Genomic DNA, 24828 nt, shown 5'->3' on the forward strand with positions numbered 1-24828 from the left:
TCGAGAGGAGTGGTCGGCGGACGGCCGGGCGCGGCGTCGTTGCACGCGCCGGAACGCGCTCGAGGGCGCGTCAGCCGTGACAGGCCGCGGTGACCACCCGGAGGAGGTCGATGTGACGGCGCTCGGTCAGCCGCGGATCCCGCGGCGCCGGGACGACACCGACACGCGAGGCGTGTGCAGTGGCGGCCGTCATCCCTCGATCGTCCCACACCGGTGGTGCCCGATTCACCTCGCGCCGCGGTGTCTCACATGCCTACACGCCTTATAGACAAGGGGTTCGGCAAGAATGTCCGGATGACATCGCCCGCCGGTCTGCCGTTGCTCCTGGACGTCGCCGGCCGCCGGGCCGTGGTCGTGGGAGCCGGTGCCGTCGCCGCACGGCGGGTGAGATCCCTGCTGGACGCGGGCGCCGAGGTCGTGGTGGTGGCGCCGGCCGTCACCGTCGATCCCGGCGTGGCGGTGCAGCGACGCGAGTTCCGCTCCAGCGATCTCGACGGCGCCTGGCTGGCGATGGCCTGCACCGACCGCCCCGAGGTGAATGCCGCCGTGGCCGCCGCCGCGGCGGAGCGCCGGGTCTTCTGCGTCCGCGCCGACCAGGCCGCGGCCGGGACCGCGCGGGTCCCGGCCGTGGCTGCGCTGGACGAGGTCACGGTCGCCGTCAACGGCGGCGACGATCCCCGCCGGGCCACGGCGTTGCGGGACGCGATCGTCGCCGCGCTGGAGGCCGGCGACCTCCCGCTTCGCCGGCACCGGCGAGGTGGGGGACGGGTCGCGCTGGTGGGCGGCGGGCCGGGAGCCGCCGATCTGGTGACGGTGCGCGGGCGACGTCTCGTGGCCGACGCCGACGTGGTGGTGGTGGATCGGCTGGCGCCGCGTGACCTGCTGGCCGACCTGCCCGACGACGTGGAGATCATCGACTGTGGCAAGTCCTCGCACCGGCACAACCTCACCCAGGATCAGATCAACGACGTTCTCGTCGATCGGGCCCGCGCCGGCAAGCTGGTGGTCCGGCTCAAGGGCGGTGACCCATTCGTCTTCGGCCGCGGCGGCGAGGAGTGGCTCGCCTGTGTGGCCGCCGGGGTCCCGGTCGAGGTGGTGCCGGGGCTGAGCTCGGCCCTGGCGGGGCCGGCGCTCGCCGGGATCCCCGTGACGCACCGTCGGGTCGCCGCCGACTTCACCGTGGTCTCCGGTCATCTCGATCCCGGCCGGCCCGCCGACTCGGGGGTGGACTGGCCGGGGCTCGCCGTGCACGGCGGGACGCTCGTGATCCTCATGGCGATGGACCGGCTGGGGCTCATCACCGCGGAGCTGATCCGGCACGGTCGGGCCGCCGACACCCCGGCGGCGGTCGTCCATCGCGCCACGCTGCCGGAGCAGCAGCTGGTCCGCGCGCCGCTCGCCGAGATCGCCGACGCCGCGGAACGCGCCGGGATCGGCGCGCCCGCGGTCGTCGTGATCGGTGAGGTCGTCGACGTCCTGCGCTGAGGTCGGCAGGCTGACCTCAGCAGCGGGGGAGGTCCGGCGGGGCGTTCACGACGCGAGTCGCGAGTACGACCCCGGAGGCGTGGTACTTCCCGTCGCGAGCGGTGTACCGGGTCCCGAGCACCGTTGACGTGGTCGGGTCGAAGAGCAGGGTCTCGACGCCGAACTTGCCCGGGTCGTCGACGGCGGTGGCAGGCCGTGCGCGGTCGTCGCGGACCGAAGTCCGAACGGTGAGGCCGGGGGTGTCGGCCAACACCCGCAGTGCCGCCGCCCGCAGCCGTGGCGAGGCCAGGCCGGACCGGACCAGGTCGCCGGCGATGACGAAGCGGTTTGTGGCGCCGCGGTTGTCGCCGGACGGGTGCTCGTCGAGGAAGGCCGCGAGACGTCCGGGGTCGGTGGGCAGGGACGCCAACTGCCGGGCGGTGAGGCCCTCGTAGTCGCCGCGGATCGCGGAGGCGCGGTCGTAGACGCCGCGGCCTGCGCAGGCCTTCTTCCCGACACGGATGTAGGTCAGGCCCGAGGCAGCCACCCACTTCTCGATGATCGGTTGCCGGTCGACGTCGTCGACGCGGGTGTCGCCGGGAGCCGGGGGCGCCGCCGGGTCGTCGACGGTCTGCTCCCTGACCTGTGCCGTGTAGGCGAACTGACCGGGACCGACGGTGGCGCCCTGCTCGCCGGCCACCACGGCCAGCCGCCGCAGCTCCGCCGCCGCGGCGGGGTTCGGACCGCCGGGGGAGCCACCGGGCAGGACGAGGGACGCCACGGCGACGGCCGCCGCACCGGCCGCGACGAGCCCGATCGCGACACGTCGTCGGGGCAGATGTCGTCGGGGCTGATGCCCTCGGGTCAGATGTCGACGGGGGAGATACCGCACCCCGGGCTCGTTCCGGTTGAGGTGCCGGTCGAGCGGGGAGTCGTCACCCCCGGCGTCACCGACTGTCAGGCGGGCGAGGAGGTCACGTCGCAGCGCGTGGCGCTCGGTAGCGGGCCACGCGTCGGCGAGGGCGTTGTCGTCGGGGCGCAGCGCGGTCAGGGCCGTCAGGGGATCGGTGTGGTTCGTCATGGTCAGCTCCCGGGGGTGCGGGTGGACATGGGCGCCGCGCTGTCGAGTTCGCGCTCCAGGCGCGCCCTGGCGCGGGAAAGGCGGACCTCGAAGGCCCGCACGGAGCAGCCAGCGACCGCGGCGGCATCGCGATTGGCCAGGCCGTCCCAGGCGACGAGCAGTAGGGCCTCGCGTTCGAGTTCGGTCAACGCGGCGACGGCGGCGAGCAGTTCGGCACGGTCGACGACAGCCTCGTCGGCGCCGCGTGAGGAGGCCAGCCGGTCGAGCGTGCCGACGAGATCGTCGTCGGCCACGGGCTGCCGCCGCCGGGCCCGGCGAAGGTTCGCGATGGTGTTGCGAGCGACGACGAGCAGCCACGGCAGGGTTTCGGCGGGGACGATGTCCAGGCGCCGCCAGGCAACGAGGAAGGTGTCGCTGACGACGTCGCGGGCGTCGTCAGCGCCGACGTGACGACGGGCGTAGGCGAAGATGCGCGTCGCATGCTCGTCGTACATGCGGGTCAGCCGCGCGGCGCGCTCGGCACTCGCGTCTGCTGTGTCGGGTGGGTCGCTGCTGGGCACGGCGGCTCCCGATCTCGGTCTCAGGACGGTGTGGGTCACACCTCGTACTGTCGGCGGGCGCCGCATTCTCACGGCAGGCTCGAAGACTGCCGTCGACGGGGTGCTCGCCGCGAGGACGTGGAGGCGTCAGGAGCTGCCGGCGTCGGCGCGCATGCCGATGAGTCCCGCCCCGCGTCATCCTTCTCGATCGCTTCGAGGTCGCGACCCTGTACTGAGGTCTTGCTGAGGGTGCGTCGGGCCTGTGCTCGGAACTGTCAGACCCCGCGCGCATCGTCGCTCGCATCAGGCCGGCCTGGTGACAGATTCGAATATCTGTACTAATGTCGGATGCGACGAGGGGAGTAGTCATGGCGACACAACTGGTAGGGGCTTCGCGGGACTCGGCATACACCCTGCTCCAGCACGCTCGCACCGTCCTGCTCGACGCCGCGGCCACCGCCGACGCCGGCGAGCGCTTCCGCCTGGCCCAGCTGTCGGCGCTGCGAACCGCCGCTGCGGTGGCTGCCGAGCGGGGCCGCCCGGCGTCGGTGCGGCGGCGGATCATGAATGTGTGGGTCCTGCTGGAACGGGTCGCCCCCGAGTACGGCGAGTGGGCCGCCCTCTTCTCTGCCGGCGCGCCGCTGCGCGCAGCGATCGAGGCCGGGGCAGTCGCGGTCGTGACCGATCGCGCAGCTGACGATCAGGTCCGGGCCGCCGCCGAGTTCCTCGGCCTGGTCGAGGACAGCCTCGGGCTGCTGGCAGCCTGATCTCCGTCGAGTGCGCTTCGGTCGATCGATCAGTCATCGCCACGACGGTCGTGAGCATGACGCCGCCTCGACGCTGGCGCCCCATGCTGTCGGAGGCGGCGGCTAGGGTTGGCGCCGTGCAGACCGACACCCGACGTGACCGCTCCGGCGGCAGCCGGGTCGCACTCGTCATCGAGAAGCTGACCGAGCAGCTGCAGGCTGCCCGTGCCGGAGCGCCGCAGGCGGTTCCGGGGCCTGCCCGGGTCCTCGACTGCGGCGGCGGGAGCGGCGCCTACGCCGTTCCGCTCGCGTCGACAGGGGCCGAGGTCACGGTCGTCGACATCAGCGCCGACGCGCTGGCCACGCTGCGTCGCCGCGCCGAGGAGGCCGGCGTCTCGTCCTCGGTCCACGCGCAGGCCGGTGACGTCGAGAATCTGGCCGCGCTCGTCGGCGAGACCCGCTTCGACGCGGTGCTGGCGCACGGCATCCTCGACACCGGCGACGCCGTCTCGTCGGTGGCGGAGACCTTCGCCGCCATGGCAGCGGTGCTGGCCCCCGGCGGGCTGCTGAGCGTCCTGGTCGCCAACCCCGCCGCCGCCGTCCTGGCGCGGGCGCTCGCCGGTGACCCGGTCGCGGCGCTGGCCGAACTCCGACGGCTGGAGACTCCCGCCAGCTCGGCGCGGGTCGACACCGATGCCATCGTCGGATTGGCCGAGCAAGCCGGGCTGACGGTCGTGGGGCGCTACGGCATCGGCGTCTTCAGTGATGTGGTCCCCGGCTCGGCCGGCGACACCAGCGGCGCCAGGCAGGCTGTCCGGGAGCTCGACGCCGCCGCGGCGTCGCGGTCACCGTTCGCCGAGATCGCCGGTCGGATTCACATCCTGCTGCGACGCGCACCGGTCTAGGAAGTCAGCCCCGACGTCATGGGCCGTAGCCACGAGCTGCCTCGTACCGCGGGCCGCTTCGACGGGGACGACACCGGCTGCACGGTGCTCCATGTCGACATGGACGCCTTCTTCGCCAGTGTCGAGATCAAGAAGCGGCCCGAGCTGGCCCACCGTCCCGTCGTCGTCGGCGGCAGCCACCGGGGCGTGGTCGCCGCCGCCTCCTACGAGGCGCGCCGGTACGGGGTCCGGAGCGCCATGCCGATGACGCGGGCACTGCGACTCTGCCCGCAGGCAGTGGTGCTGCCACCGGACCGCGCCGCGTACACCGCCGCCTCGGCGCAGGTCATGGCGATCCTGCGCGACGTGACCCCGTTGGTGGAGCCGCTCTCGCTAGACGAGGCCTTCCTCGACGTCGCGGCCGCGGTGCGTCGTCAGGGTCGACCCGGTGTCATCGCCGCCGCGATCCGCGCCCGGGTCCTCGCGGAGCTCGGCCTCACCTGCTCGGTGGGGGTGGCGCCGGTGAAGTTCGTGGCCAAGCTGGCCTCGGCGCGGTGCAAGCCCGACGGCATGCTGGTGGTCCCCGCGGCCCGCCTGCTCGACTTTCTGCACCCGCTGCCGGTCACCGCGCTCTGGGGCGTGGGGGAGCGGACGGCGGAGTCGCTGCACCGGCTGGGGCTGCGCACGGTCGCCGACCTCGCCGCCACACCTCGCGACACCCTGCGACACGCTGTGGGCAACGCTGCCGCCGAGCATCTGAGCGCGCTCGCCGACGGTGTCGACCCGCGTCCGGTGCAGATCGATGAGGTCGAGAAGTCCATCAGCTCCGACCGTACCCTGGAGCGGGACCTCAGCGCCGCCGAGGACGTGCGCCACGAGCTGCTGCGGCTGGCCGAGGACGTGGGCACCCGGCTGCGCTCGCGTGGCTTCGTCGCTCGTACCGTCGGCATCAAGATCCGGTTCGCCGACTTCCGCACCATCACCAGGGTCCGCACGTTGCCGGTGGCGACCGACAGCACTCGGGTCCTGCACCAGATCGCCTTCGAGCTCTACCAAGCCCTCGACCTGGAGGATCCAAAGATCCGGCTCGTCGGCGTCAAGGCCGAGAATCTGGTCGACACCGCCACCGCGACCGAGCAACTGACCCTGGATCTGGCGGCTGGCGAGCCACCTTCCCGGTCATCCGGTGCGGGCTCGTCGGGGGCGGGCTCGTCGGGTGCGGGCTCGCCCGGCGGTCGCCCGACGCCGACCGGCCCGACGCGAGCCGTGCCCGGACCGGTCGGGTCCGGGGTTCCGGCCGGTGCAGTGCCTGCCGGCGGGGCGGCGGCCTCGGATGTGGCGGCCTCGGATGTGGCGGCCTCGGATGTGGCGGCCTCGGATGTGGCGGCCTCGGATGTGGCGGCCTCGGATGTGGCGGCCTCGGATGCGGCGGAACCGCAAGCGGCATCCCTGGTTGCGGCGCGCCAGGCGAGACCGCGGTCCGCGGCCGGCGCGGCGCGTCCCGGGCAGGGCATCGACCGCATCATCGACGCCGCACGGGCACGCTTCGGCGCCGGCGCGGTGACGCCCGGCTCGCTGCTGGCCGCTCCGGGGCGCGGGGCGTCACCACCGCCGCACGCCGGCGGTCGCGCCCGGCCGCCAGCGGAGCGACAGCATCGGGATCTCACCGGCGACACGGAGACCCGCGGGTCGTCCGGCGATCCATGAGCAATTCCTTCGAGGTGAAACTTTCGATCCTGTCGTTCGGCTCGTATGCTCGAATCAGGCACGTTCAGTTACGGACGTCGCCGCATCCATCGCTATAAGCCGCCGGCCGCCCCCCGCGACCGGGCAACGAAGGAGGGCCCAGGTGCCGCTCTCCGAGCACGAGCAGAAGCTGCTGGACCAGATCGAGCAGGCGCTCTACGCCGAGGATCCCAAGTTCGCCGCCTCCGTGCGTTCAGCACGGGCCAAGTCCCGCGCTCGCCGGGCCCTGACGCTGAGCGTGCTCGGCGTCCTCGTGGGTCTCGGGCTGGTTCTCGTGGGGCTGGTCTCCCAGATCATCTGGCCCAGCGTGATCGGGTTCGTGCTCGTGGTGGGTGCCTGCGGGTTCGCCGTCACCGCTGTCCGTGGTCGTGACCAGAGCCGGACGCCGGACACCGTCGAGGACGCGACGCGTCCCGACAGCCGAGGCCGTCCTGCCAAGCAGGGCAACAACAGCGGCCTGCGCGGTCGCATGGAAGACCGTCTGCGTCGCCGTTTCGACGACCAGAACTGACGGACCGCGCCGGTAAGCGCGACGATCGAGGCCGAGCCCGCGGGCTCGGCCTTCGTCGTCTGCGTGGGAACGGTGACCGGCCGGTGATCAGCCGTGACGACGCCGTCTCCGGAGTGGCCCGGAGCCGGCAGTACAGGCGCGCCTGACCTGCTGCGTCGGGCCGCCAGCCCGGTGTCGGCTCCGCGCCGGGTGTCGGCTCCGCGCCGGGTGTCGGCTCCGCGCCGGGTGTCGGCTCCGCGCCGGGTGTCGGCTCCGCGCCGGGTGTCGGCTCCGCGCCGGACGTCGGGTCAGCCGGGCGTCGGGTCAGCCGGGCGTCGGCTCAGAGCTCACGCCGGCCGCGCCCGCCGCCGAGTCCGCCGCCGAGACCGAGTCCACCGAGTCGGCCGAGCCGGGCCGTCCAGCCCAGCGAGGCCGGCCAGAGCCGGGCGCGCAGCCGGGTCCGGGTGCTGCGGCGGTCCCGCAGCTCGCCGGTGACGTCGCCCAGAGCCCGGACCGCGACCTCGACGCCGGCCGGGGCTGCTCCGCCCGCCCCGCCGGCGTACCGGGTCCGTTCGACGGCGTCGGCCAGTGCCCGCAACGCATCCTGCGCGCCGGGCGCCTGTGGTGCGAGCCAGGCGGCGACCTGACGAGGCGAGCGCGCCCGCGACCAGACGTAACCCAGGTCGACCGCGGTGTCGGTCAGCTCCGCCCACAACGCCTCGGCGTTGCCGTCACGCCGTGCCGCGAGGTAACGCTGCCGCCGGCGCGACGACCGCAGCGCGGCCGGCGAGAGCGCCACTCCCAGCGCCAGCACCAATGCCGCCGCGAGCAGCCAGCCGGTGTCCGAGGAGGGCGACCTCTTCACAGCCTGCGGGGCGGTCTCGGAGGTGGTCGAGGCGGCGGCGGCCGACGAGGGTGCGGTGGTCGTGGACCGCGTCGTCGGAGCGGCCGAGGTGGAGCCGCTGGGGCCGGAGGTCTCGTTGTCACGCGGTGCCCACGCCAGCGTCCCGCCGCCACCGGGCAGCCCCGAGGCCGGGGTCGGGTCGAAGGGCACCCAGCCGATGCCGCTGAACCACGCCTCGACCCAGGCGTGCGCGTCGCGGGTGGTGACGTCGAAACGGCCGTCGCCGTCCGGACCGGAGTTCAGATAGCCCAACACCACCCGGGCCGGGACGTCGGCCACCCGGAGCATGACGGCCATGGCGGCCGCGTACTGCTGACAGAAGCCCTGCCGCTCTTGCAGGAAGGTCACGAGGTCGTCGTCGGAGTCGCCGTCCTTCGTCTGCAGGCTGTAGGTGAAGCCGTTGTCCGGGTTGGCGAAGAAGTCGCTCAGCCGGCGGGCCTTCGCATAGGGCGTGGTGGCGCCGGCAATCTGGTCGCGGACCAGATTGCGGACGTAGTCGGAGAGATCCCGGGGGACCTCGAGCTGCGAGCTCACCTCAGGGGCGATGTCGCCCGGCGCTTCGCGCAACTGCTGCACCGTCGGGTCGGGCTGGGCGAAACGCACCGTGTACTGGTCGCCGTCGCGCAGCTGCACCGACTGCAGCAACTGGTCCTGGCGGCTCCACCGCGCGCCGTCGAGCCCGGTGATCGAGGTGGGATAGTTGAAGACGCCCGGCTCTCGCAGTCCGGTGACGTCGATGCGCGCGGCCAGACTCACCGACTCGGGACTGCCGCCGGCCGCGACCGGGAAGTCACCGTCGGAGATGTCCGACAGCTCGCCGTGCGAGCCCTGGCGCCACCCCTTGTCGGTGAACTCCGACAGCACGTTGGTACGCAGGTAGTACGGGTCGACCTCACCGCGGCCCAGCATCTGCACCCGCGCGAGCGTCCTCGTCGTCCGCTCGTTCAGCTGTCCCTTGAGGTTGGCGAAGGGGCTGATCCGGCCGCCGCTGCCGTCGCCCGATCCCCCCGACCCGCTGCCGCCGTGGAAGGCGTTGGCGAGCAGGTTCCGGGACTCGCCGGGGACGACCAGCGGCAGCAGCACCGCCACGAGGACGGCGATCACGGCGATACGCGGCGCCGTCACCGCGAGCGCGGAGCCGCCCCTGTTCCGGCCCCTGTTCCGGCCGCTGCCCCGTCGGCCCGGCGCGCGGACCCGGCGTCCCCACTGCTCGTGCTCGTCGCCGGCGTCGACGGCCAGCAGCAGCAGGAAACCGGCGGCGGCGACGGCGAACCACGGCCAGGCCACCGGCTGCCGCGGCACCGCACCGGAGACGGTGAAGACGATGAGCAGCGGCACCCCCGCCAGGGCGCCTCGCCGGCCGACGACGGCGATGAGATCGACCAGGGCGGCCAGCAATCCGACCAGGGCGCACAGCACCAACCGGACCGCGACCGTCGTGTGGATCGGGGCGACCTCCTCGCGGGTGGTCTCGTGCAGCCGGGACATCAGCGTCGACAGCGCGGACCACGTCTGCCCGGTGGGCACGATGCCGGCGAAGGCGGTGTCGCCGAGGAACCGCAGCGTCAGCCACGGGACGAGAAGCACGATCCCCGGCCAGATGTCCAGCGCGCCGGGCGGGCGACGCAACCGAAGCAGGACGGCAGGCCCCACCACGACCACGGCGCTGAACCAGACGTCGAGCAGCCAACCGGAGTCGGTGAAGAGGCTCTGCAGCGGCACGACGCCGAGGCAGGAGGCCAGCAGGGCGAGCAGGGTGCGTCGGACCGCCGGGTGCGCCTGCCGGCGCGGCGGCGTCGGACGCCGGCCGTCGGTGGACGATGCGCGTCGCGGGGGAGCGGTGCCGAGGCTCATCGCATGCTCACCCCCGACCCGTCGGCTGACCGGCGCCGGCGGTGAGCAGCTGCCACGCCCGCGGGACCCCGAGCTCGGCCGTCACCGCGATCGCGCGCCAGCCGGCGGCGCGCAGCACCGTGACGACATCGGCGGCGGCGACCGTCGTGTCGTCGCCGGCCGTGTCGTGCCAGGTCGGGGTGTCGAGCACGAGAGCCAGCGCGGGAGCGGAGCGGCCGCGCGGCTGTGCCCCGGCCAGCTGGCGTAGCGAGCTCGCGTCCAGCCGCCCCAGGATCGCGACGAGGGCCGAGTCACGCGCCGCGGTCCGGATGGACCCCGCGAGCGTGGCGAGCGTCGGTGCCTCCGACGGCTGCGCCGTGGCGAGATGGGTGGCGAGGTGGTCGCGGCCGGAGAAGCGCACCGGCTCGGCCCGGTGGGGGTCGCCGAGCAGCCCGACCTCGCGACCGGCGCGCAGCGCCTGCGCGGCGATGCCGGCGGCGGCGCTCACCGCCCACTCGAAGCTGTCGGTCTGCCGGGGATCCCGGCCGGGCTGTCGGGGCCCCGCGGCGTGGGCGGCGGCCCGCTGGTCCAGGAAGACGGTGGTCTGCGACCGCCAGGGCCGCTCCTCCTGGCGCACCATCAGCGAGCCGGTCCGCGCCGAGGAGCGCCAGTGGATCTTGCGCAGGTCGTCGCCGATCCGGTACTCGCGGGTGGAGGCGTCGTCGGCGCCGTGCGAGCCGACGGAGTGGCTGCCCGCCCCGTCGCCCATGTCGTCGCTGCGCGGCGGCTCGGCCGGCGGCAGCTCGTCCAGGGCGGGGTAGACGAGGAACTCGGTGGTGGCGGTGAAGGACCGGGTCAGCTCGATCAGCTTGAAGGGGTCGTTCAGCCGGACGTGCAGCGGACCGATCCGGTACCGGCCGCGGCCGAGGTCGGGGAGCCGGTAGGAGACGGTCCGGGCCTCGGCGCGCTCGAGCGGATCGAGGACGAAACGGGCGCGGCCGCTGAAGCTGGCGGGCAGCTGGTCCTCCAGCATGAGCGTCCCGCTGGGGAGCGCCGCGCGGTTGGTGAGGGTGAGATGGACCGTCACCGCCTGCCCGGCGGCGACCTGGCGCGGCTCGACGGTGCGGCGGCTGGCGATGCGCAGCTGCGAGCGGTGGACGACCGCGGCCGCCACCAGCGGGATGGCCGCGGCCAGGACACCGGCGCGGAGCAGGTCGGTCTCGCCCAGCACCACGCCGCAGAGGACGGCGGTGACGCCGGCGGCGAGCAGGCAGCTCGCGCGGGTGGTGAAGCCGATGCGACGCGACCTCATGCCGCGGGGGAGGCGGGCCGGAGTGCGCTGCGGGTCACGAGTCAGTATGACCCGGATACCGCGGCGCCGGGTATCGGCGTCACCTGTGCGATCCGGGTCAGCAGGTCGGCGGTCGAGCGGCCGGCGACGTGTGCCTCGGCGGTCAGCAGCAGCCGGTGCGCGAAGACGGGCACCAGCAGGTACTGCAGGTCGTCGGGGATGACGTAGTCGCGTCCCGTGATCGCCGCCCGCGCCTTGGCCGCGCGCAGCAGCTGCAGCGTGGCCCGCGGTGACGCGCCCAGACGGATCTCACCGGCCCGGCGCGTCGCCTCGGAGAGGTCGACGGCGTACTCCTTGACCGGATCGGAGACGTACACGGTCCGGACCGCCGCGATCAGCGCCCGGATCTCGGTGGCGTCCGACACCGGCCCCAGGGCGTCCAGCGGGTCGAGGGCAGCGTGCTCGCCGAGCATGGCGACCTCGGAGCGACGGTCCGGATACCCCATCGAGATGCGGGCGGTGAACCGGTCGCGCTGCGCCTCCGGGAGCGGATAGGTGCCCTCCATGTCCACCGGGTTCTGCGTGGCCAGGACCATGAACGGTGCCTCGAGGCCGTAGGTCTCGCCGTCGACGGTGACCTGACGCTCCTCCATGCACTCGAGCAGCGCCGCCTGCGTCTTGGGCGAGGCGCGGTTGATCTCGTCGCCGACCACGAGGTTGGCGAAGACCGGCCCCGGCTTGAACTCGAAGTCGCGGTCGTCGGCGTTGTAGACGCTCACTCCGGTGACGTCACTGGGCAGCAGGTCGGGCGTGAACTGCACCCGGCGGACCGAGCAGTCGATCGAGCGCGCCAGCGCCTTGGCGTACTTGGTCTTCCCCACGCCGGGAACGTCCTCGATGAGGAGGTGGCCCTCGGCGAGCAGCACCGTCAGGCCGAGCTCGACGGCGGTGTGCTTGCCCTCGATGACCCGCTCGATGTTTCCGGCGATGCGGGCGCAGGCGTCGTGGACCGCGGCCACCGGCAGCACCGGTGCCGGTTCGGCCTCGGGTCCGGCGTGACGGGCCGGGCGGCCGGTGTCCCCGACCTCGGGGGAGTCGTGCAGGTCGTCCACGTGAGGGGTCCTGTCGCAGGCGGCGGAGCACGCGCGGGCGCGTGCGAGATCGACGTTGTCGAGTATGCCGAGCTTGCCCGGGACCGGGCACGTTCAGCCCTCGGTCCGCCTCCGAGAAGTGGATCTGACACGCCGTCTTCGGCGTTGACCGTGGCATGAAGTGGGTTACAGTGGGGGAGAGTGGGGAGCAAGGGCGTGGATGCCCGCCCCAGTGGAGGTGAGTGCCGGTGTTCCTCGGTACTCACACGCCACGGCTCGACGACAAGGGACGGCTGGCGCTGCCGGCCAAGTTCCGCCCCGAACTGGAAGGAGGCCTGGTGATCTGCAAGGGACAGGACCGGTGCCTCTACGTCTTCCCGGTCACCGAGTTCGGCCGCGTCACCGACGCGCTGCGGACCGCTCCGGTCACCGACCGCCGCGTCCGCGACTACAGCCGCGTCCTCTTCGCCAGCGCCTCCAACGAGACCCCGGACGGCCAGGGCCGGATCACCGTGCCCCCGACTCTGCGGGCCTACGCGGGTCTGACGAAGGACTGCGTCGTCATCGGTGCCAACACCCGGATCGAGGTCTGGGACGCCGCCGCGTGGCAGGAGTACCTGGACGCCACCGAGCCTGCCTTCGCCGACATCGCCGAGGAGGTGCTGCCCGGCGTCCTCTGAGCACAGCTGCCCCGAACCTGAGTTCCGGCCTCCTCCCGTCCGCCTCCTGACGTCACTTCCCCGGCGCCAGGCGGGACGGGCGGGGACCCGAATGCAGGTCCGCCCCACCCGCTTCCCCACTTCGCCCCACCCCGCGGCCCACCCCCGAGGCCGCACCCCCGAGCGAGAGAGCAGCGCGCATGGACGAGACGCCCCGCGGCACCGGCCGTCTCGGCGGCGACGCCGCAGGCGCCACAGCCGGCGCGGTGCACGTCCCGGTCCTGCTGGAGCGTGTGCTCGCCCTGCTGGCCCCCGCCCTCACCGATCGCCCCGCCGTGGCCGTCGACGCCACCCTCGGCCTGGGCGGGCACGCCGAGGCCCTGCTCACCGCGCACCCGCAGCTGACCCTGGTCGGCCTCGACCGCGACCCGGCGGCACTGGCCCGTAGCCGCGAGCGGCTGGCCCCCTTCGGCGCGCGGGTGCACCTCGTCCACGCCGTCTACGACCGGATGCCGGAAGTGCTGGCCGACCTCGGCATCGACGGCGTCGACGGCGTCCTCTTCGACCTGGGCGTCTCGTCCATGCAGCTCGACGTCGCCGAGCGCGGCTTCTCCTACGCCCAGGACGCGCCGCTGGACATGCGGATGGACCAGACCGCGGGCACCACCGCCGAGACCGTCGTCAACACCTACACCGTGCCGGAACTCGCCCGCGTGCTGCGCGAGTACGGCGAGGAGCGATTCGCGCTGCGGATCGCCCGAGCGATAGACCGCGAGCGCCGGGTGGCCCCGCTGCGGTCGAGTGCACGACTGGCCGAACTGGTGCGTGACGCGATTCCCGCGGCCACGCGCCGGCACGGGGGCCACCCAGCCAAACGGACGTTCCAGGCGCTGCGGATCGAGGTGAACGGTGAGCTGGACGCGGTCCGCGACGCCGTCCCCGCCGCCCTGGACGCGCTCACGGTAGGTGGCCGGATCGTGGTCCTGGCCTACCACTCGCTGGAGGACCGGATCGTCAAGCAGGCCTTCGCCGAACTCGCCACGGACACGACGCCGGAGGGACTTCCGGTGTCGCTGCCGGGGAGCGGACCCCAGCTGCAGCTGCTGCGCCGGGGCTCCGAACCCGCCTCGGACGGCGAGATCGCCGCGAACCCGCGGGCAGCCTCGGTGCGGCTGCGCGCCGCCGAACGGATCAGGGAGGCGAGCTGATGCTGTCACCCCTCGACATCGTCCAGCGGGCCCGCGAGGCCACCGGCTTCGGTGACGTTCCGGCCCACGCCGACGGCCGACCTGGGCAGGCTGCGCGCCCCCGCGCCCGGCGGGTGCCGTTCGTGCTGCTCGTCGGCGTGCTGCTCGTCGGTGGCCTGGCGCTGCTGCTGTTCCTGAACACCGTCTCGGCAGCCAACGAGCTGCGCCGGCACGAACTCGTCCAGCAGGACAACGCCGTCGCGGCCAAGCTGCAGGACCTCAGGATGAAGATCGCCGTCTCCTCGGCGCCGGAGAACCTGGCCCGCGCCGCGGCCGAGCTCGGCATGGTCCCGGCCGGCAACCCCGCCTTCGTGGTGATCGACCCGGACGGCAAGGCCCGGGTCATGGGCAAGCCGAAGGCCGTCACCGCCCCGCCCGTCCCGGTCGCCCCGAAGCCGAAGCCGAAGCCGAAGCCGACTGCCACCCCCACAGCCACGCCGACCGGTACCTCGACGAGCACGTCGAGCCCCGGTCGCGGCACCGCGAGCCCGACCGGGCGGACATCGTCCCGGCCGGGGGCCACGCCGACCCGTTCGCCGAGCGGCACGCCGTCGGTCCGCCCGACCCCGACGCCCACCCCGACCCCCGTCGTCACCCTTCCGGGAGGAACCCGATGACCGATCGCCGGCAGCCGTCGCGAGGACGTCCGCCGGTGGATCCCCGGAGCGCTCCGGGCCGACGTGCGGGAGCGCCGCGGGGGGTTGCTCCCGCCGCCGGACCTCGTGCCGCCGCGAGCGGCCGAGTCCGGCAGCCCGGACAGCCGCCGGCCGGCGTGCGTGGTGGTCAGCCACCGCGGGGGAGCGCCGGCCGGCAGGCTCCGGGCGCCTCGCAGCACCCCCGGCAGCAGTCCCGCCCGCCGCTGGGCCAGCCGCAGCAGCCACCGCGGCAGCAGCAACAGCAGCGACCCGCCGCCCGCCCCGCGGCACGAGGTCCGTACGCCGCCGCCGGCTCTGCACCTCGTTCTGCACCTCGTTCTGCACCTCGTTCTGCACCGCATGCCGACCAGCGCAGCCGCCCGGCCGCCGTCACCCGCCCCGTCCGTCCCGCGCGTCCGCCGCGGCGCAAGCGCACGCTGCGACTCGGCGCGGTCGAGGGTCGGCTGCGCTACGGCTTCGCCGCCGTCTGCACGCTGCTGCTCATCATCGGCGGCCGCATGGTGCAGCTGCAGGGTGTCGACCACAAGGACTACGCCGGCGCCGCGGCGGCCCAGCGCGTCAGCACCATCACCCTGCACGCGCTGCGCGGACAGATCGTCGACCGGGACGGCACCCCGCTCGCCTACACCTCCGAAGCGCAGGACATCACCGCCGACCCCAGCCAGGTCGATCCCGCCAAGCGGGAGCTCTACGCCGAGAACCTCGCCACGCTGCTGGGCCGCTCGCAGGCCGATGTCGTCGCCGCCCTCTCCAAGCCGGGCAAGTACGCCGTCCTGGCCACCGCGCTCGCGCCGAGCCGAGCCGCGAAGATCACGGCTGTCACCGACAAGCTGAACCTCCCCGGCATCTACACGCAGGCCACCACCCAGCGCGAGTACCCCGGCGGCACGACCGCGGCCAACATCGTCGGCACCGTCCACGGCGACGGCACCGGCGCCGCCGGGATCGAGTCGGAATACCAGAAGCTGCTCGCCGGCCACGACGGCAAGCAGACCTACGCCATCGACAACATCGGCAACGTCAACCCCAGCAGCCGGGCGACGATCGACCCCGCCCGCAACGGCGCCACCATCGCCCTCACCATCGACCAGAACCTGCAGTACACCGCGCAGCAGCTGCTCGACAGCGACGTCAAGCAGTCCGGTGCGCGCGGTGCGACGATGGCGGTGCTGGACACCAAGACCGGACAGGTGCTCGCGCTCGCCTCCTCGGGCACCTTCGACGCGAGCAACCCGAACACCATCGACCCGGACAAGCCGATCAACCCCCCGGTGATGTCGGCCTTCGAGCCGGGGTCGGTGCAGAAGTCGATCACCTTCGCGGCCGCGCTGCAGGAAGGCGTGATCACGCCGCAGACGGTGATCAGCACCCCGGACAGCCTGCGCATGGGCGGCGTCACCGTCCGGGACGCCTGGACGCACCCGACGCAGAAGTACACGGCCACCGGCATCCTGGCGCAGTCGTCCAACGTCGGCACCCTCAAGATCGCCGAGAAGCTCGGCCCGCAGCGCTGGCTGGCCTTCGAGAAGAAGTTCGGCGTCGGCACCAAGACCGGCATCGAGCTCCCCGGTGAGAGCAGTGGCTACCTGCCGCCGTACAAGGACTGGTCGGCCTCCACCTTCGCCAACCTCCCCTTCGGCCAGGGGCAGTCGATGACGGTGCTGCAGCTCGCCTCGATCTACCAGACCATCGCCAACGACGGCGTCCGCGTCCCGCCGCGCATCGTCAGCTCGATCACGATGTCGGACGGCACCACCAAGCGCACCGCGACACCGGCCGGCATCCGCGTCGTCACCCCGCAGACGGCCCGCACGGTCCGCACCATGCTGGAGTCGGTGGCGATGCCCGGTGGCACGGGCGTGAAGGCGGCCGTCCCCGGTTACCGCGTCGCCGGCAAGACCGGCACCGCGCAGCAGCCCGACCCGAACAACGGTGGCCGGTACTCCAACTCGATGTACTGGGACACCTTCGCCGGCATGGTCCCGGCGGACGATCCGCAGTTCGTCGTCGCCGTCATGGTCGACAACCCGGCGCACGGCCTCGAGGGCGGCGACGTGGCGGCGCCGCTGTTCCACCATATCGCCGCCTACGAGCTGCAGCGGGCGAAGGTCCCGCCGACGGGCTCGGAGCCCAAGCACGTGCCGCTGATGGTGTGCGCCGGACAGGACCGCCGGTACCTGCCCGCTAACGTGTGCTGACGTGCCCGCCAGTTCGTCCGGAAATCCGCACGAGGCCGCCCCGCGTCCGGTACGCACCGATCCGCTCCCGCTGAGCGAGGTCGCCGCCGTTGCCGAGGGGCGGCTCGTCGGCGACGACGAGTACGTCACGGGCGTCACCGCCGCGAGCGGTCTGGTGCGCCCCGGTGACCTCTTCGCGGCGCTGCCCGGCAGCAACGCCCACGGGGTGATCTACGCCCCCGACGCGATCGGGCGCGGGGCGCGCGCCGTGCTCACCGACGAGGCCGGCGCCGCCCGGCTCGACCCGTCCGTGCCGCGGGTGCTCGTCGCGGACGTCCGCGCCGCGCTCGGCCCTGTCGCGTCGCGGGTCTACGGCCATCCGGCGCGGCGGCTGACGATGCTCGGCGTCACCGGCACGAGCGGCAAGACGACGACGACCTTCCTGATCCGGGCCGGGCTCGCCGCCGCCGGCCACACCGTCGGCGTCATCGGCACCGTGGCCACCATGATCGGCGACGAGACCCTGGCGGCAGGCTTCACCACCCCCGAGGCTCCCGAGCTGCACGCCCTGCTTGCCGTGATGGCCGAGCGGGGCGTCGGGCCGGTGGTCATGGAGGTCTCCAGTCACGCGGTGGCGATGCGGCGTACCGACGGCGTGGACTATGCGGTCTCCGGGTTCACGAACCTGTCGGAGGACCACCTGGACTTCCACCGCGACATGGACGACTACTTCGCCGCCAAGCTGCGCTTCGTCCGGTCGGCGCCGCGGGCCGTCGTCGTCGTCGACGACGAGTGGGGCCGCCGGGCCGCGGAGGTGACGCGGCAGCACAACGTCACGGTGAGCACGTCGGCCGAGCCTGCCCACGTCCGCGCGGTCGACGTCACCGAGCACGCCGACGGCACCAGCGCCTTCACGCTGCTGGGCCCGTGGGGCTCGCAGTCGCTGCGCTGCGCCATCCCCGGCCGTTACAACGTCGCCAACGTCGCGCTGGCCTGGACCGTCCTGGACCTGCAGGACGTCCGCGGAGGCGCGGTCGCCGAGGCGGTCGGCGCGGCGCAGGTGCCCGGTCGGATGGAGCGGGTGGAGGCGGGCCAGGACTTCCTCGCCGTCGTGGACTACAGCCACAAGCCCGCTGCCGTCGACGGGGCGCTGCGGGCGCTGCGGCCGCTGACGCGCGGCAGGTTGATCATCGCGCTGGGCTGCGGTGGTGATCGCGACCGCGGCAAGCGGCCGCACATGGGCGAGATCGCCGCGAGGGGGGCCGACGTCCTGGTGGTCACCGACGACAATCCGCGATCGGAGGAGCCCGGAGCCATCCGGCGAGCGATGCTGGCCGGTGCCGCGTCGGTGCCGAGCGGGCAGCGCGGCGAGGTCGTCGAGATCGGCGATCGGGGCGAGGCCATCGCCGCCGTGGTGGCCATGGCCGAGGCCGGCGACACCGTGCTCATCGCGGGCAAGGGCCACGAGACCGGGCAGGAGGTCGCGGGCACCGTGCACCCCTTCGACGACCGGCTCGTGCTGCGGTCCGCCCTCGAGGCGCGGTCATGATCGAGCTGACGCTGGGCGAGGTCGCGCAGCTCGTCGGCGGCGCCCTGAGCGGGGCCGACCCGGCGGTCCGCGTCACCGGCACCGTCGAATTCGACTCCCGCCAGATCGGCCCCGGAGGGCTCTTCGTCGCCTTCGACGGCGAGCAGGTGGACGGGCACGACTACGTCGAGGCCGCACTGGCGGCGGGCGCGGTGGCGGCCGTCGTCACCCGTCCGGTCCCCGGTCCGGTGATCCTGGTCGACGACGCCCTGCAGGCGTTGGCCCGGCTCGCCGCCGCGGTGGTCCGCCGGCTGCCCGAACTCACCGTCGTCGGCATCACCGGCTCGTCGGGCAAGACCTCCACCAAGGACCTGGTCGCCCAGCTGCTCGCGCCCAGCGGTCCCACCGTCGCCCCGCCGGGGTCGTTCAACAACGAGCTCGGCCACCCCTGGACGGTGCTGCGGGCCACCGCGCAGACCCGGTTCCTGGTGCTGGAGAAGAGCGCGCGCGGCGTCGGGCACATCCGCTACCTCACCGACATCGCTCCGCCGCACATCGCCGCCGTCCTCAACGTGGGCAGCGCCCACCTGGGGGAGTTCGGCTCCCGGCAGGCCATCGCGCAGGCCAAGGGCGAGCTGGTCGAGGCGCTCCCGCCCGGCGGCGTGGCGATCCTCAACGCCGACGATCCGTTCGTGATCGGCATGCGGCCCCGGACGGCGGCGCGGGTGGTCACCGTGGGCCTGGCCGCCGACGCCGACCTGCGGGCCGGCGACGTCAGCCTCGACGCCGTGGGGCGGCCCCGCTTCACCATGCTGCGCGGTGGCGAGCGGGCCGATGTCGCACTGCAGGTCGTCGGCGCCCACCAGGTCGGCAATGCGCTGGCCGCCGCGGCCATCGCCCTCGAATGCGGCGTCGATCTCGCCGAGACCGCCCGCCGGCTCTCGGCGGCGACCGCCGCCAGCCGTTGGCGCATGGAGCTCACCGAACGGGCCGACGGCGTCCTCGTCGTCAACGACGCCTACAACGCCAATCCCGAGTCGATGACCGCGGCGCTGGAGACGCTCGCCCGCGTCGGGGCCGAGCGGACGGGGACGACCCGGGCCGTGCTGGGGCCGATGGCCGAGCTGGGACCGGACGCCGAGGCCGAGCACGCCGCCATCGGCCGCCGCGCCGTGGAGCTGGGTATAGCGCACGTCCTGGCCGTCGGTGAGGCAGCCCGCCCGATCCGTGACGCAGCCGCTCTGGAAGGCTCTCGGACCGGTGGAGCTGCCATCGACGCCCGCTGGGTGCCCGACGTGGCGGCGGCGCTGGAGCTGCTCGCCGACGAGGTGGGCTCCGGGGACGTCGTCCTGGTGAAGGCATCGCGCTCGGCGCGCCTCGAGCGGATCGCGGCAGCGTTGACCGAGGGTGAGCCGGGCGGGTCCGGTCAGCAGAAGGGAGAGCCGCGGTGAGGACGATTCTCGTCGCAGCGATCTTCTCGCTGATGACGTCGATCCTGCTCACGCCGCTGGTCGTCGTGTACTTCCGGCGCCGTGGCTTCGGGCAGGAGATCCGCCTCGACGGCCCGCAGACCCACCTGGTCAAGCGCGGCACCCCCACCATGGGTGGCGTCGCCATCATCGCCTCGACGGTGATCGGCTACACCGCGGCGCACATCGTCCGGGCCTTACAGGGCTACGGCGGGCCGCAGGCCTCCGGCCTGCTCGCGCTCTTCCTCATGGTGGGCCTCGGCGCCGTGGGCTTCCTCGACGACTTCATCAAGATCCGCCGCCAGCGCAGCCTGGGACTGCGGGCGCGGGCGAAGTTCCTTGGCCAGCTCTTCGTCGGCGTCGCCTTCGCGGTCATGGCGCTGATGTTCAAGAACCAGTTCGGGCTGACGCCGGCCTCGACGCACCTGTCCTACCTGCGCGACATCGGCGCCATCGGACTGGGCGTGGTCGGCTTCGTCATCCTGGCGTACCTGATCATCTCGGCCACCTCGAACGCCGTGAACCTCACCGACGGGCTGGACGGCCTCGCCGCCGGAGCCGCAGCCATGGTCTTCGGCGCCTTCACGCTGATCTCCTTCCTGCAGTCGCGCAACCAGTGCCTCGGCGACCCGGTCGCCGGCTGCTACTACGTGCGCGACCCGCTGGATCTGGCGATCGTGGCGGCCTCGGCGATGGCGGGCTGCTTTGGCTTCCTCTGGTGGAACGCCTCGCCGGCGCAGATCTTCATGGGCGACACCGGCTCGCTCGCCCTCGGCGGGCTCATGGCGGGGCTGGCCATCCTCACCCGTACCGAGCTGCTGCTGATCGCGCTCGGCGGGCTCTACGCCGCCATCACGGTCTCGTCGATCATCCAGACCGGCTGGTTCAAGTTCACCCGAATACGCACCGGCACGGGCAGACGTGTCTTCCGGATGGCGCCCCTGCACCATCACTTCGAGCTGGCGGGCTGGGAGCCGACGACGATCATCGTCCGGTTCTGGATCGTCGCCGGGATGGCCGTCGCCTTCGGCGTCGGGTTGTTCTACGCGGACTTCCTCGGAAATGGCTGATCCTGCCCAGCTGAGCGGCCGCCGCGTGCTGGTCTGCGGATTCGGGGTGGCGGGTCGCAGCGCCACGGCCGCGCTGGCCGAGGCCGGCGCGCTGGTACGCGTGACGGGCGATTCGCCGATCGCCGAGCGCCCCGACGCCCTCGTCGGCCTCACTACGGTTCCGGCAGACGTCGACCTCGTCGTCGCCTCGCCCGGCTACCCCCCGCACCACCCACTGCTGGCCGACGCGCTCGTTCGTGGTGTCGAGGTGTGGGGCGAGGTCGAGCTGGCCTGGCGGCTGCGCGGCGAGGGCGCCGCGCCGTGGCTCGCGCTCACCGGCACCAACGGCAAGACGACGACCGTCCACATGCTGGAGGCGATCCTGCGCGCCGCCGGGCTGCGCGCGATCGCGGTGGGCAACGTGGGAAAGTCGCTCATCGACGCCGTCCCGGGCGACTTCGACGTCCTCGCCGTCGAGCTGTCCAGCCAGCAGCTGCACTTCGCGCCGTCGGTCCGCCCCGCGGCCGGCGCGCTGCTCAACCTGGCCCCGGACCACCTGAGCTGGCACGGCTCGCTCGAGGCCTACGAGCAGGCCAAGGCCGGAGTCCTCACCGCCGATGTCGCGATCGCCAACGCCGACGACCCGCGCGTGATGGCGTTGGCCCCCGAATCCGCGGTGACGTTCACCCTGGACGCCCCGGCGGCGGGCCAGCTCGGCGTCAGCGGCGGGCAGCTGCTCTCGCGGGCCTTCGGCGACGACGGTGCCGTGCTGGCGGCGGTGGGCGAGGTCCGTCCGGCCGGCCGGCACAACGTCGCGAACGCCCTGGCCGCGGCCGCCCTGGCCCGGGCCGCGGGGGTGCCCGCCGAGGCCGTGGCCGCGGGGCTGCGCGCCTTCGTCCCCGACCCGCACCGCAACGCGCTGGTCGCGGTCCACGACGGCATCACCTGGGTCGACGACAGCAAGGCCACCAACCCGCACGCCGCCGACGCCTCGATGTCGTCCTACGAGCGCATCGTCTGGGTCGCGGGCGGGCAGCTGAAGGGCGTCGACATCACCGACCTGGTGCTCAGGCACCGGCAGCGACTGGCCGGCGCGGTGCTGCTCGGAGCGGACCGTGCCGAGATCGAGGCGGCACTTCGGCGACACGCGCGTGATGTTCCCGTGATCACGCTCGATTCCCGCGACGATGGGGTCATGGTGGACGTGGTGCGCGCAGCGGCCGGGCTGGCCCGGTCCGGGGACACCGTGCTGCTGGCGCCGGCGGCCGCCTCCTACGACATGTTCGCCGGCTACGGCGCACGGGGCGACGCCTTCGCCGACGCGGTCCGGGCGGCGATCGGGTCGGGGTCGTGAGCCCGGCGGCCGCCCGCGCCGTCGAGACCCCCGGTTCGGCCGCGCGCACGCGGACGGCGGTCCGCTCGTTCCTCGACCGGCCGTACGCGTCGGTGCAGCTGCTCATCCTGGCGGGCGTCGGTCTGGTCGGGTTCGGCATCCTCATGGCGGTCTCGACCACCATTGCCGCGGCCCGCGACAACGGCGGCACCGGCTCGATCTGGAACCAGGCCGTCAAGACCATGGTCTTCGTCCTGGTGGGCCTGGTCGTCTTCACGCTGGCCATGCGCAGCTCGCCCCGTACCTTCCGGCTGATCGCCTATCCGGTGCTGGGGCTGGCGGTGCTGTCGCTGATCGTCGTCCTCATCCCGGGCATCGGCGTCGGCGTCTACGGCGCGCGGCGCTGGATCGACATCGGCCCGCTGCAGCTGCAGCCCTCGGAGTACGCCAAGCTCGCCATGCTGCTGTGGGCCGCGGACCTGCTCTCGCGCAAGCAGCAGCTGGGGACGCTGACGCGGGCACGGCATCTCTTCGTCCCGCTGCTGCCGGGCTTCGCGCTGGTGGTCGGTCTCGTCATGCTCGAGCCGGACCTCGGGACGTCGCTCTGCTTCATGCTGATCCTCCTCGGCGTGCTCTGGATGGTCGGCATGCCGATGCGCTACTTCGCCGGACTGGTCGGCCTGGTCGCCGCGGCCGTCACCGTCCTGGCCATCACCGAGCCCTACCGGCTCGAGCGGCTCACCACCTTCATCGACCCGTGGAAGGACCCGAGCACCACCGGCTATCACACCGTCGAGGGCCTCTACGCCCTCGCCTCCGGGGGCATCTTCGGAGTGGGGCTGGGGCAGGGGACGTCGAAGTACGGGTGGGTCCCCAACGCCAACTCCGACTACGTCTTCGCCATCATCGGCGAGGAGCTCGGCCTCATCGGCTGCCTGGCGGTGCTGCTGCTCTTCGGGCTGCTCGCCTACGCCGGCATGCGGGTGGTGCGGCGCAGCGCGGACCCGTTCGTCCGGATCGCCGGCGGCGGCGCCACCATCTGGCTCGCCGGCCAGGCCGTGATCAACATCGGTTACGTCAGTGGTCTGCTGCCGGTCACCGGCATCCCGCTGCCGCTCATCTCCGCCGGTGGCACGTCGCTCGTGGTCACCTTCTTCGTCATCGGCATGCTCGTCTCGTTCGCGCGCCACGAGCGCGACGCCGTCAACGCCGCCCGCCGGGCCCAGCGCCTCGGCCGCCGATCCCGCATCGAACGCTGGTGCCGCATCCCCGTCCCCAAGATCTACGCACCCCCGCGCACACGAGCGAACGTGCAGCGCAAGCCGGCGACCACTCACGCGATGAGCGCTCGCGCGACGAGCCCCGCCGCACGTGGGGCTTCCCAGCGCACCCCCGGTGCCGGAACTCGGCAACGCGCGGGCGATGAGCGCTGCCGCGACGAGCGATCCGCCCGCGATGCGGCGCGGGCGAAGCGGGCGTCAGCGTGACGCGCCGGTCCGAGCGCAGCGAGCAGCCTGCATCTCACGCTGAAGGCGGAGCGAGGATCGTCGTCGCCGGTGGTGGCACGGCCGGGCACATCGAGCCGGCCATGAACCTGGCCGACGCGGTGCGACGGCTGGACTCCTCGACCGAGGTGACCGCCCTGGGAACGACAAAGGGCCTGGACACCACGCTCATCCCGCCGCGCGGGTACCCGCTGGAGCTGGTGCCGCCGGTGCCCCTGCCCCGCCGGATCAACGGTGATCTGTTCCGCACGCCGGGTCGGGTCCGCGCCGCGGTGTCGGTGGCGGCGGAGGTGTTGCAGCGCACCGGTGCCGAGGTGGTCGTCGGATTCGGCGGCTATGTCGCGGTCCCGGCCTACCTGGCCGCCCGTCGCCTCGGCCTGCCCATCGTGGTGCACGAGGCCAACGCCAAGCCGGGGCTGGCCAACCGGGCCGCGGCGCGCATGACGACCCATGTCTTCACCGCGTCGACGGCGGGCTCGCTGCCGCACGCCACGCCCATCGGAATCCCGCTGCGACCGGCGATCTCGCAGCTGGACCGGGCCGCCCTGCGCACCGAGGCCCGCGAGCGGTTCGGACTGCGTCCCGACCTCCCCACGCTGCTGATCTTCGGCGGCTCGCAGGGGGCGGAGTCGATCAACCGGGCCGCGGCCGGTGCCGCCGCCGGGCTGCGCGAGGCCGGTGTCCAGGTGCTGCACGTCATCGGCCCGAAGAACGACTGGCGCATCGACAGCGACCCCGCGGTGCCCTTTGTCGTCGTGCCCTACGTGGAGCAGATGCAGTACGCCTACGCCGCCGCCGACTTCGCGCTCTGCCGCTGCGGGGCGATGACCTGCGCCGAGCTGGCCGCGGTGGGGCTGCCGGCCGCCTATGTCCCCTACCCGGTCGGCAACGGCGAGCAGCGTTACAACGCCATGCCCATCGTCACCGCCGGGGGTGGTGTGCTGGTCGAGGACAAGCAGCTCGACGCCGAGTGGGTGCTGCGCGAGGTCGTCGCCCGGCTGGTCGATCCGGCGACGGTGGCGCACATGTCTGCTGCGGCGTCACATGCCGGCGCACGTGACGCGGACGTCGTGTTGGCCCGCCACGTGCTCGCCGTGGCCGCCGAGCATCGTAGGTTCGCGCCATGAGGTGCCACC

General features: G+C 73.4%; 20 protein-coding genes and 1 pseudogene. 15 read left to right on the forward strand and 6 right to left on the reverse strand.

The window, feature by feature from the left end:
- Positions 1 to 70 precede the first annotated feature (70 nt).
- Positions 71 to 193, reverse strand: coding sequence for a hypothetical protein (locus AC0NZQ_RS14985; protein WP_474530690.1), 123 nt, complete (start codon positions 191 to 193; stop codon positions 71 to 73).
- Positions 194 to 294: 101 nt separating this feature from the next.
- Between AC0NZQ_RS14985 and cobA the strand changes: the two genes are divergently transcribed.
- Positions 295 to 1485 carry a uroporphyrinogen-III C-methyltransferase gene (gene cobA / locus AC0NZQ_RS14990; RefSeq protein ID WP_474530692.1) on the forward strand — a complete coding sequence of 397 codons (1191 nt, stop codon included), beginning with the start codon at positions 295 to 297 and terminating at the stop codon, positions 1483 to 1485.
- A 16-nt stretch (positions 1486 to 1501) separates the two neighbouring features.
- On the opposite strand, the gene AC0NZQ_RS14995 is transcribed toward cobA, so the two are convergent.
- Positions 1502 to 2545 carry a CU044_5270 family protein gene (locus tag AC0NZQ_RS14995; protein WP_474530694.1) on the reverse strand — a complete coding sequence of 348 codons (1044 nt, stop codon included), beginning with the start codon at positions 2543 to 2545 and terminating at the stop codon, positions 1502 to 1504.
- Between the two features lie 2 nt (positions 2546 to 2547).
- A complete protein-coding gene (locus AC0NZQ_RS15000; protein ID WP_474530696.1) occupies positions 2548 to 3105 on the reverse strand; it encodes an RNA polymerase sigma factor in 558 nt (185 codons plus the stop codon).
- A 347-nt stretch (positions 3106 to 3452) separates the two neighbouring features.
- On the opposite strand from AC0NZQ_RS15000, the gene AC0NZQ_RS15005 reads away from it, so the two are divergent.
- From AC0NZQ_RS15005 to AC0NZQ_RS15020, 4 genes and pseudogenes are all read left to right on the forward strand, one after another.
- The gene (locus AC0NZQ_RS15005; protein ID WP_474530698.1) at positions 3453 to 3851 is read left to right on the forward strand and encodes an SAV_6107 family HEPN domain-containing protein; all 399 of its coding nucleotides are present in this window, start codon (positions 3453 to 3455) and stop codon (positions 3849 to 3851) included.
- A 116-nt stretch (positions 3852 to 3967) separates the two neighbouring features.
- A complete protein-coding gene (locus tag AC0NZQ_RS15010; RefSeq protein WP_474530700.1) occupies positions 3968 to 4735 on the forward strand; it encodes a class I SAM-dependent methyltransferase in 768 nt (255 codons plus the stop codon).
- 18 nt (positions 4736 to 4753) lie between these two features.
- Positions 4754 to 5884 (forward strand): annotated as a pseudogene (gene dinB / locus AC0NZQ_RS15015) (DNA polymerase IV); the annotation flags it as partial.
- 679 nt (positions 5885 to 6563) lie between these two features.
- Positions 6564 to 6971: a DUF3040 domain-containing protein gene (locus AC0NZQ_RS15020; RefSeq protein ID WP_474530704.1), complete on the forward strand. Its 408-nt coding sequence runs from the start codon at positions 6564 to 6566 to the stop codon at positions 6969 to 6971.
- Between the two features lie 319 nt (positions 6972 to 7290).
- On the opposite strand, the gene AC0NZQ_RS15025 is transcribed toward AC0NZQ_RS15020, so the two are convergent.
- From AC0NZQ_RS15025 to AC0NZQ_RS15035, 3 genes are read right to left on the reverse strand one after another with little or no spacing between them, the layout of a single operon-like run.
- Complete coding sequence (locus AC0NZQ_RS15025; protein ID WP_474530705.1) at positions 7291 to 9708, reverse strand: transglutaminase TgpA family protein; 2418 nt, start codon at positions 9706 to 9708, stop codon at positions 7291 to 7293.
- A 7-nt stretch (positions 9709 to 9715) separates the two neighbouring features.
- A complete protein-coding gene (locus AC0NZQ_RS15030) occupies positions 9716 to 10999 on the reverse strand; it encodes a DUF58 domain-containing protein (protein ID WP_474530707.1) in 1284 nt (427 codons plus the stop codon).
- A 41-nt stretch (positions 11000 to 11040) separates the two neighbouring features.
- Positions 11041 to 12006 carry an AAA family ATPase gene (locus AC0NZQ_RS15035; protein ID WP_474531411.1) on the reverse strand — a complete coding sequence of 322 codons (966 nt, stop codon included), beginning with the start codon at positions 12004 to 12006 and terminating at the stop codon, positions 11041 to 11043.
- 311 nt (positions 12007 to 12317) lie between these two features.
- Here AC0NZQ_RS15035 and mraZ point away from each other — a divergent pair, with 311 nt between their 5' ends.
- The 10 genes from mraZ to AC0NZQ_RS15085 all read left to right on the forward strand — a co-directional run bounded on the left by mraZ (position 12318) and on the right by AC0NZQ_RS15085 (position 24819).
- Positions 12318 to 12749, forward strand: a complete 432-nt coding sequence (gene mraZ, locus AC0NZQ_RS15040) for a division/cell wall cluster transcriptional repressor MraZ (RefSeq protein ID WP_474530709.1) — start codon at positions 12318 to 12320, stop codon at positions 12747 to 12749.
- A gap of 179 nt (positions 12750 to 12928) precedes the next feature.
- Positions 12929 to 13936 (forward strand): 16S rRNA (cytosine(1402)-N(4))-methyltransferase RsmH, encoded by a 1008-nt coding sequence (rsmH, locus tag AC0NZQ_RS15045; RefSeq protein ID WP_474530711.1) that lies wholly within the window; start codon positions 12929 to 12931, stop codon positions 13934 to 13936.
- A complete protein-coding gene (gene ftsL / locus AC0NZQ_RS15050) occupies positions 13936 to 14592 on the forward strand; it encodes a cell division protein FtsL (protein ID WP_474530712.1) in 657 nt (218 codons plus the stop codon). Before rsmH ends, ftsL begins: the two co-directional genes overlap by 1 nt.
- Positions 14593 to 14747: 155 nt before the next feature.
- Positions 14748 to 16829 carry a peptidoglycan D,D-transpeptidase FtsI family protein gene (locus AC0NZQ_RS15055; protein ID WP_474530714.1) on the forward strand — a complete coding sequence of 694 codons (2082 nt, stop codon included), beginning with the start codon at positions 14748 to 14750 and terminating at the stop codon, positions 16827 to 16829.
- Position 16830: 1 nt separating this feature from the next.
- Positions 16831 to 18357, forward strand: coding sequence for a UDP-N-acetylmuramoyl-L-alanyl-D-glutamate--2,6-diaminopimelate ligase (locus tag AC0NZQ_RS15060; RefSeq protein ID WP_474530717.1), 1527 nt, complete (start codon positions 16831 to 16833; stop codon positions 18355 to 18357).
- Positions 18354 to 19787 carry a UDP-N-acetylmuramoyl-tripeptide--D-alanyl-D-alanine ligase gene (locus AC0NZQ_RS15065; protein ID WP_474530719.1) on the forward strand — a complete coding sequence of 478 codons (1434 nt, stop codon included), beginning with the start codon at positions 18354 to 18356 and terminating at the stop codon, positions 19785 to 19787. Before AC0NZQ_RS15060 ends, AC0NZQ_RS15065 begins: the two co-directional genes overlap by 4 nt.
- A complete protein-coding gene (gene mraY, locus AC0NZQ_RS15070) occupies positions 19784 to 20875 on the forward strand; it encodes a phospho-N-acetylmuramoyl-pentapeptide-transferase (protein WP_474530720.1) in 1092 nt (363 codons plus the stop codon). The genes AC0NZQ_RS15065 and mraY overlap by 4 nt, the downstream gene beginning before the upstream one ends.
- The gene (gene murD / locus AC0NZQ_RS15075) at positions 20868 to 22208 is read left to right on the forward strand and encodes a UDP-N-acetylmuramoyl-L-alanine--D-glutamate ligase (protein WP_474530721.1); all 1341 of its coding nucleotides are present in this window, start codon (positions 20868 to 20870) and stop codon (positions 22206 to 22208) included. The genes mraY and murD overlap by 8 nt, the downstream gene beginning before the upstream one ends.
- Positions 22205 to 23674 (forward strand): putative lipid II flippase FtsW, encoded by a 1470-nt coding sequence (ftsW, locus tag AC0NZQ_RS15080; RefSeq protein WP_474530722.1) that lies wholly within the window; start codon positions 22205 to 22207, stop codon positions 23672 to 23674. Before murD ends, ftsW begins: the two co-directional genes overlap by 4 nt.
- The gene (locus AC0NZQ_RS15085; protein WP_474530725.1) at positions 23671 to 24819 is read left to right on the forward strand and encodes a UDP-N-acetylglucosamine--N-acetylmuramyl-(pentapeptide) pyrophosphoryl-undecaprenol N-acetylglucosamine transferase; all 1149 of its coding nucleotides are present in this window, start codon (positions 23671 to 23673) and stop codon (positions 24817 to 24819) included. The genes ftsW and AC0NZQ_RS15085 overlap by 4 nt, the downstream gene beginning before the upstream one ends.
- The last annotated feature ends 9 nt before the right edge of the window (positions 24820 to 24828 follow it).

It is taken from the genome of Jatrophihabitans sp. sgz311053 (assembly GCF_056135305.1).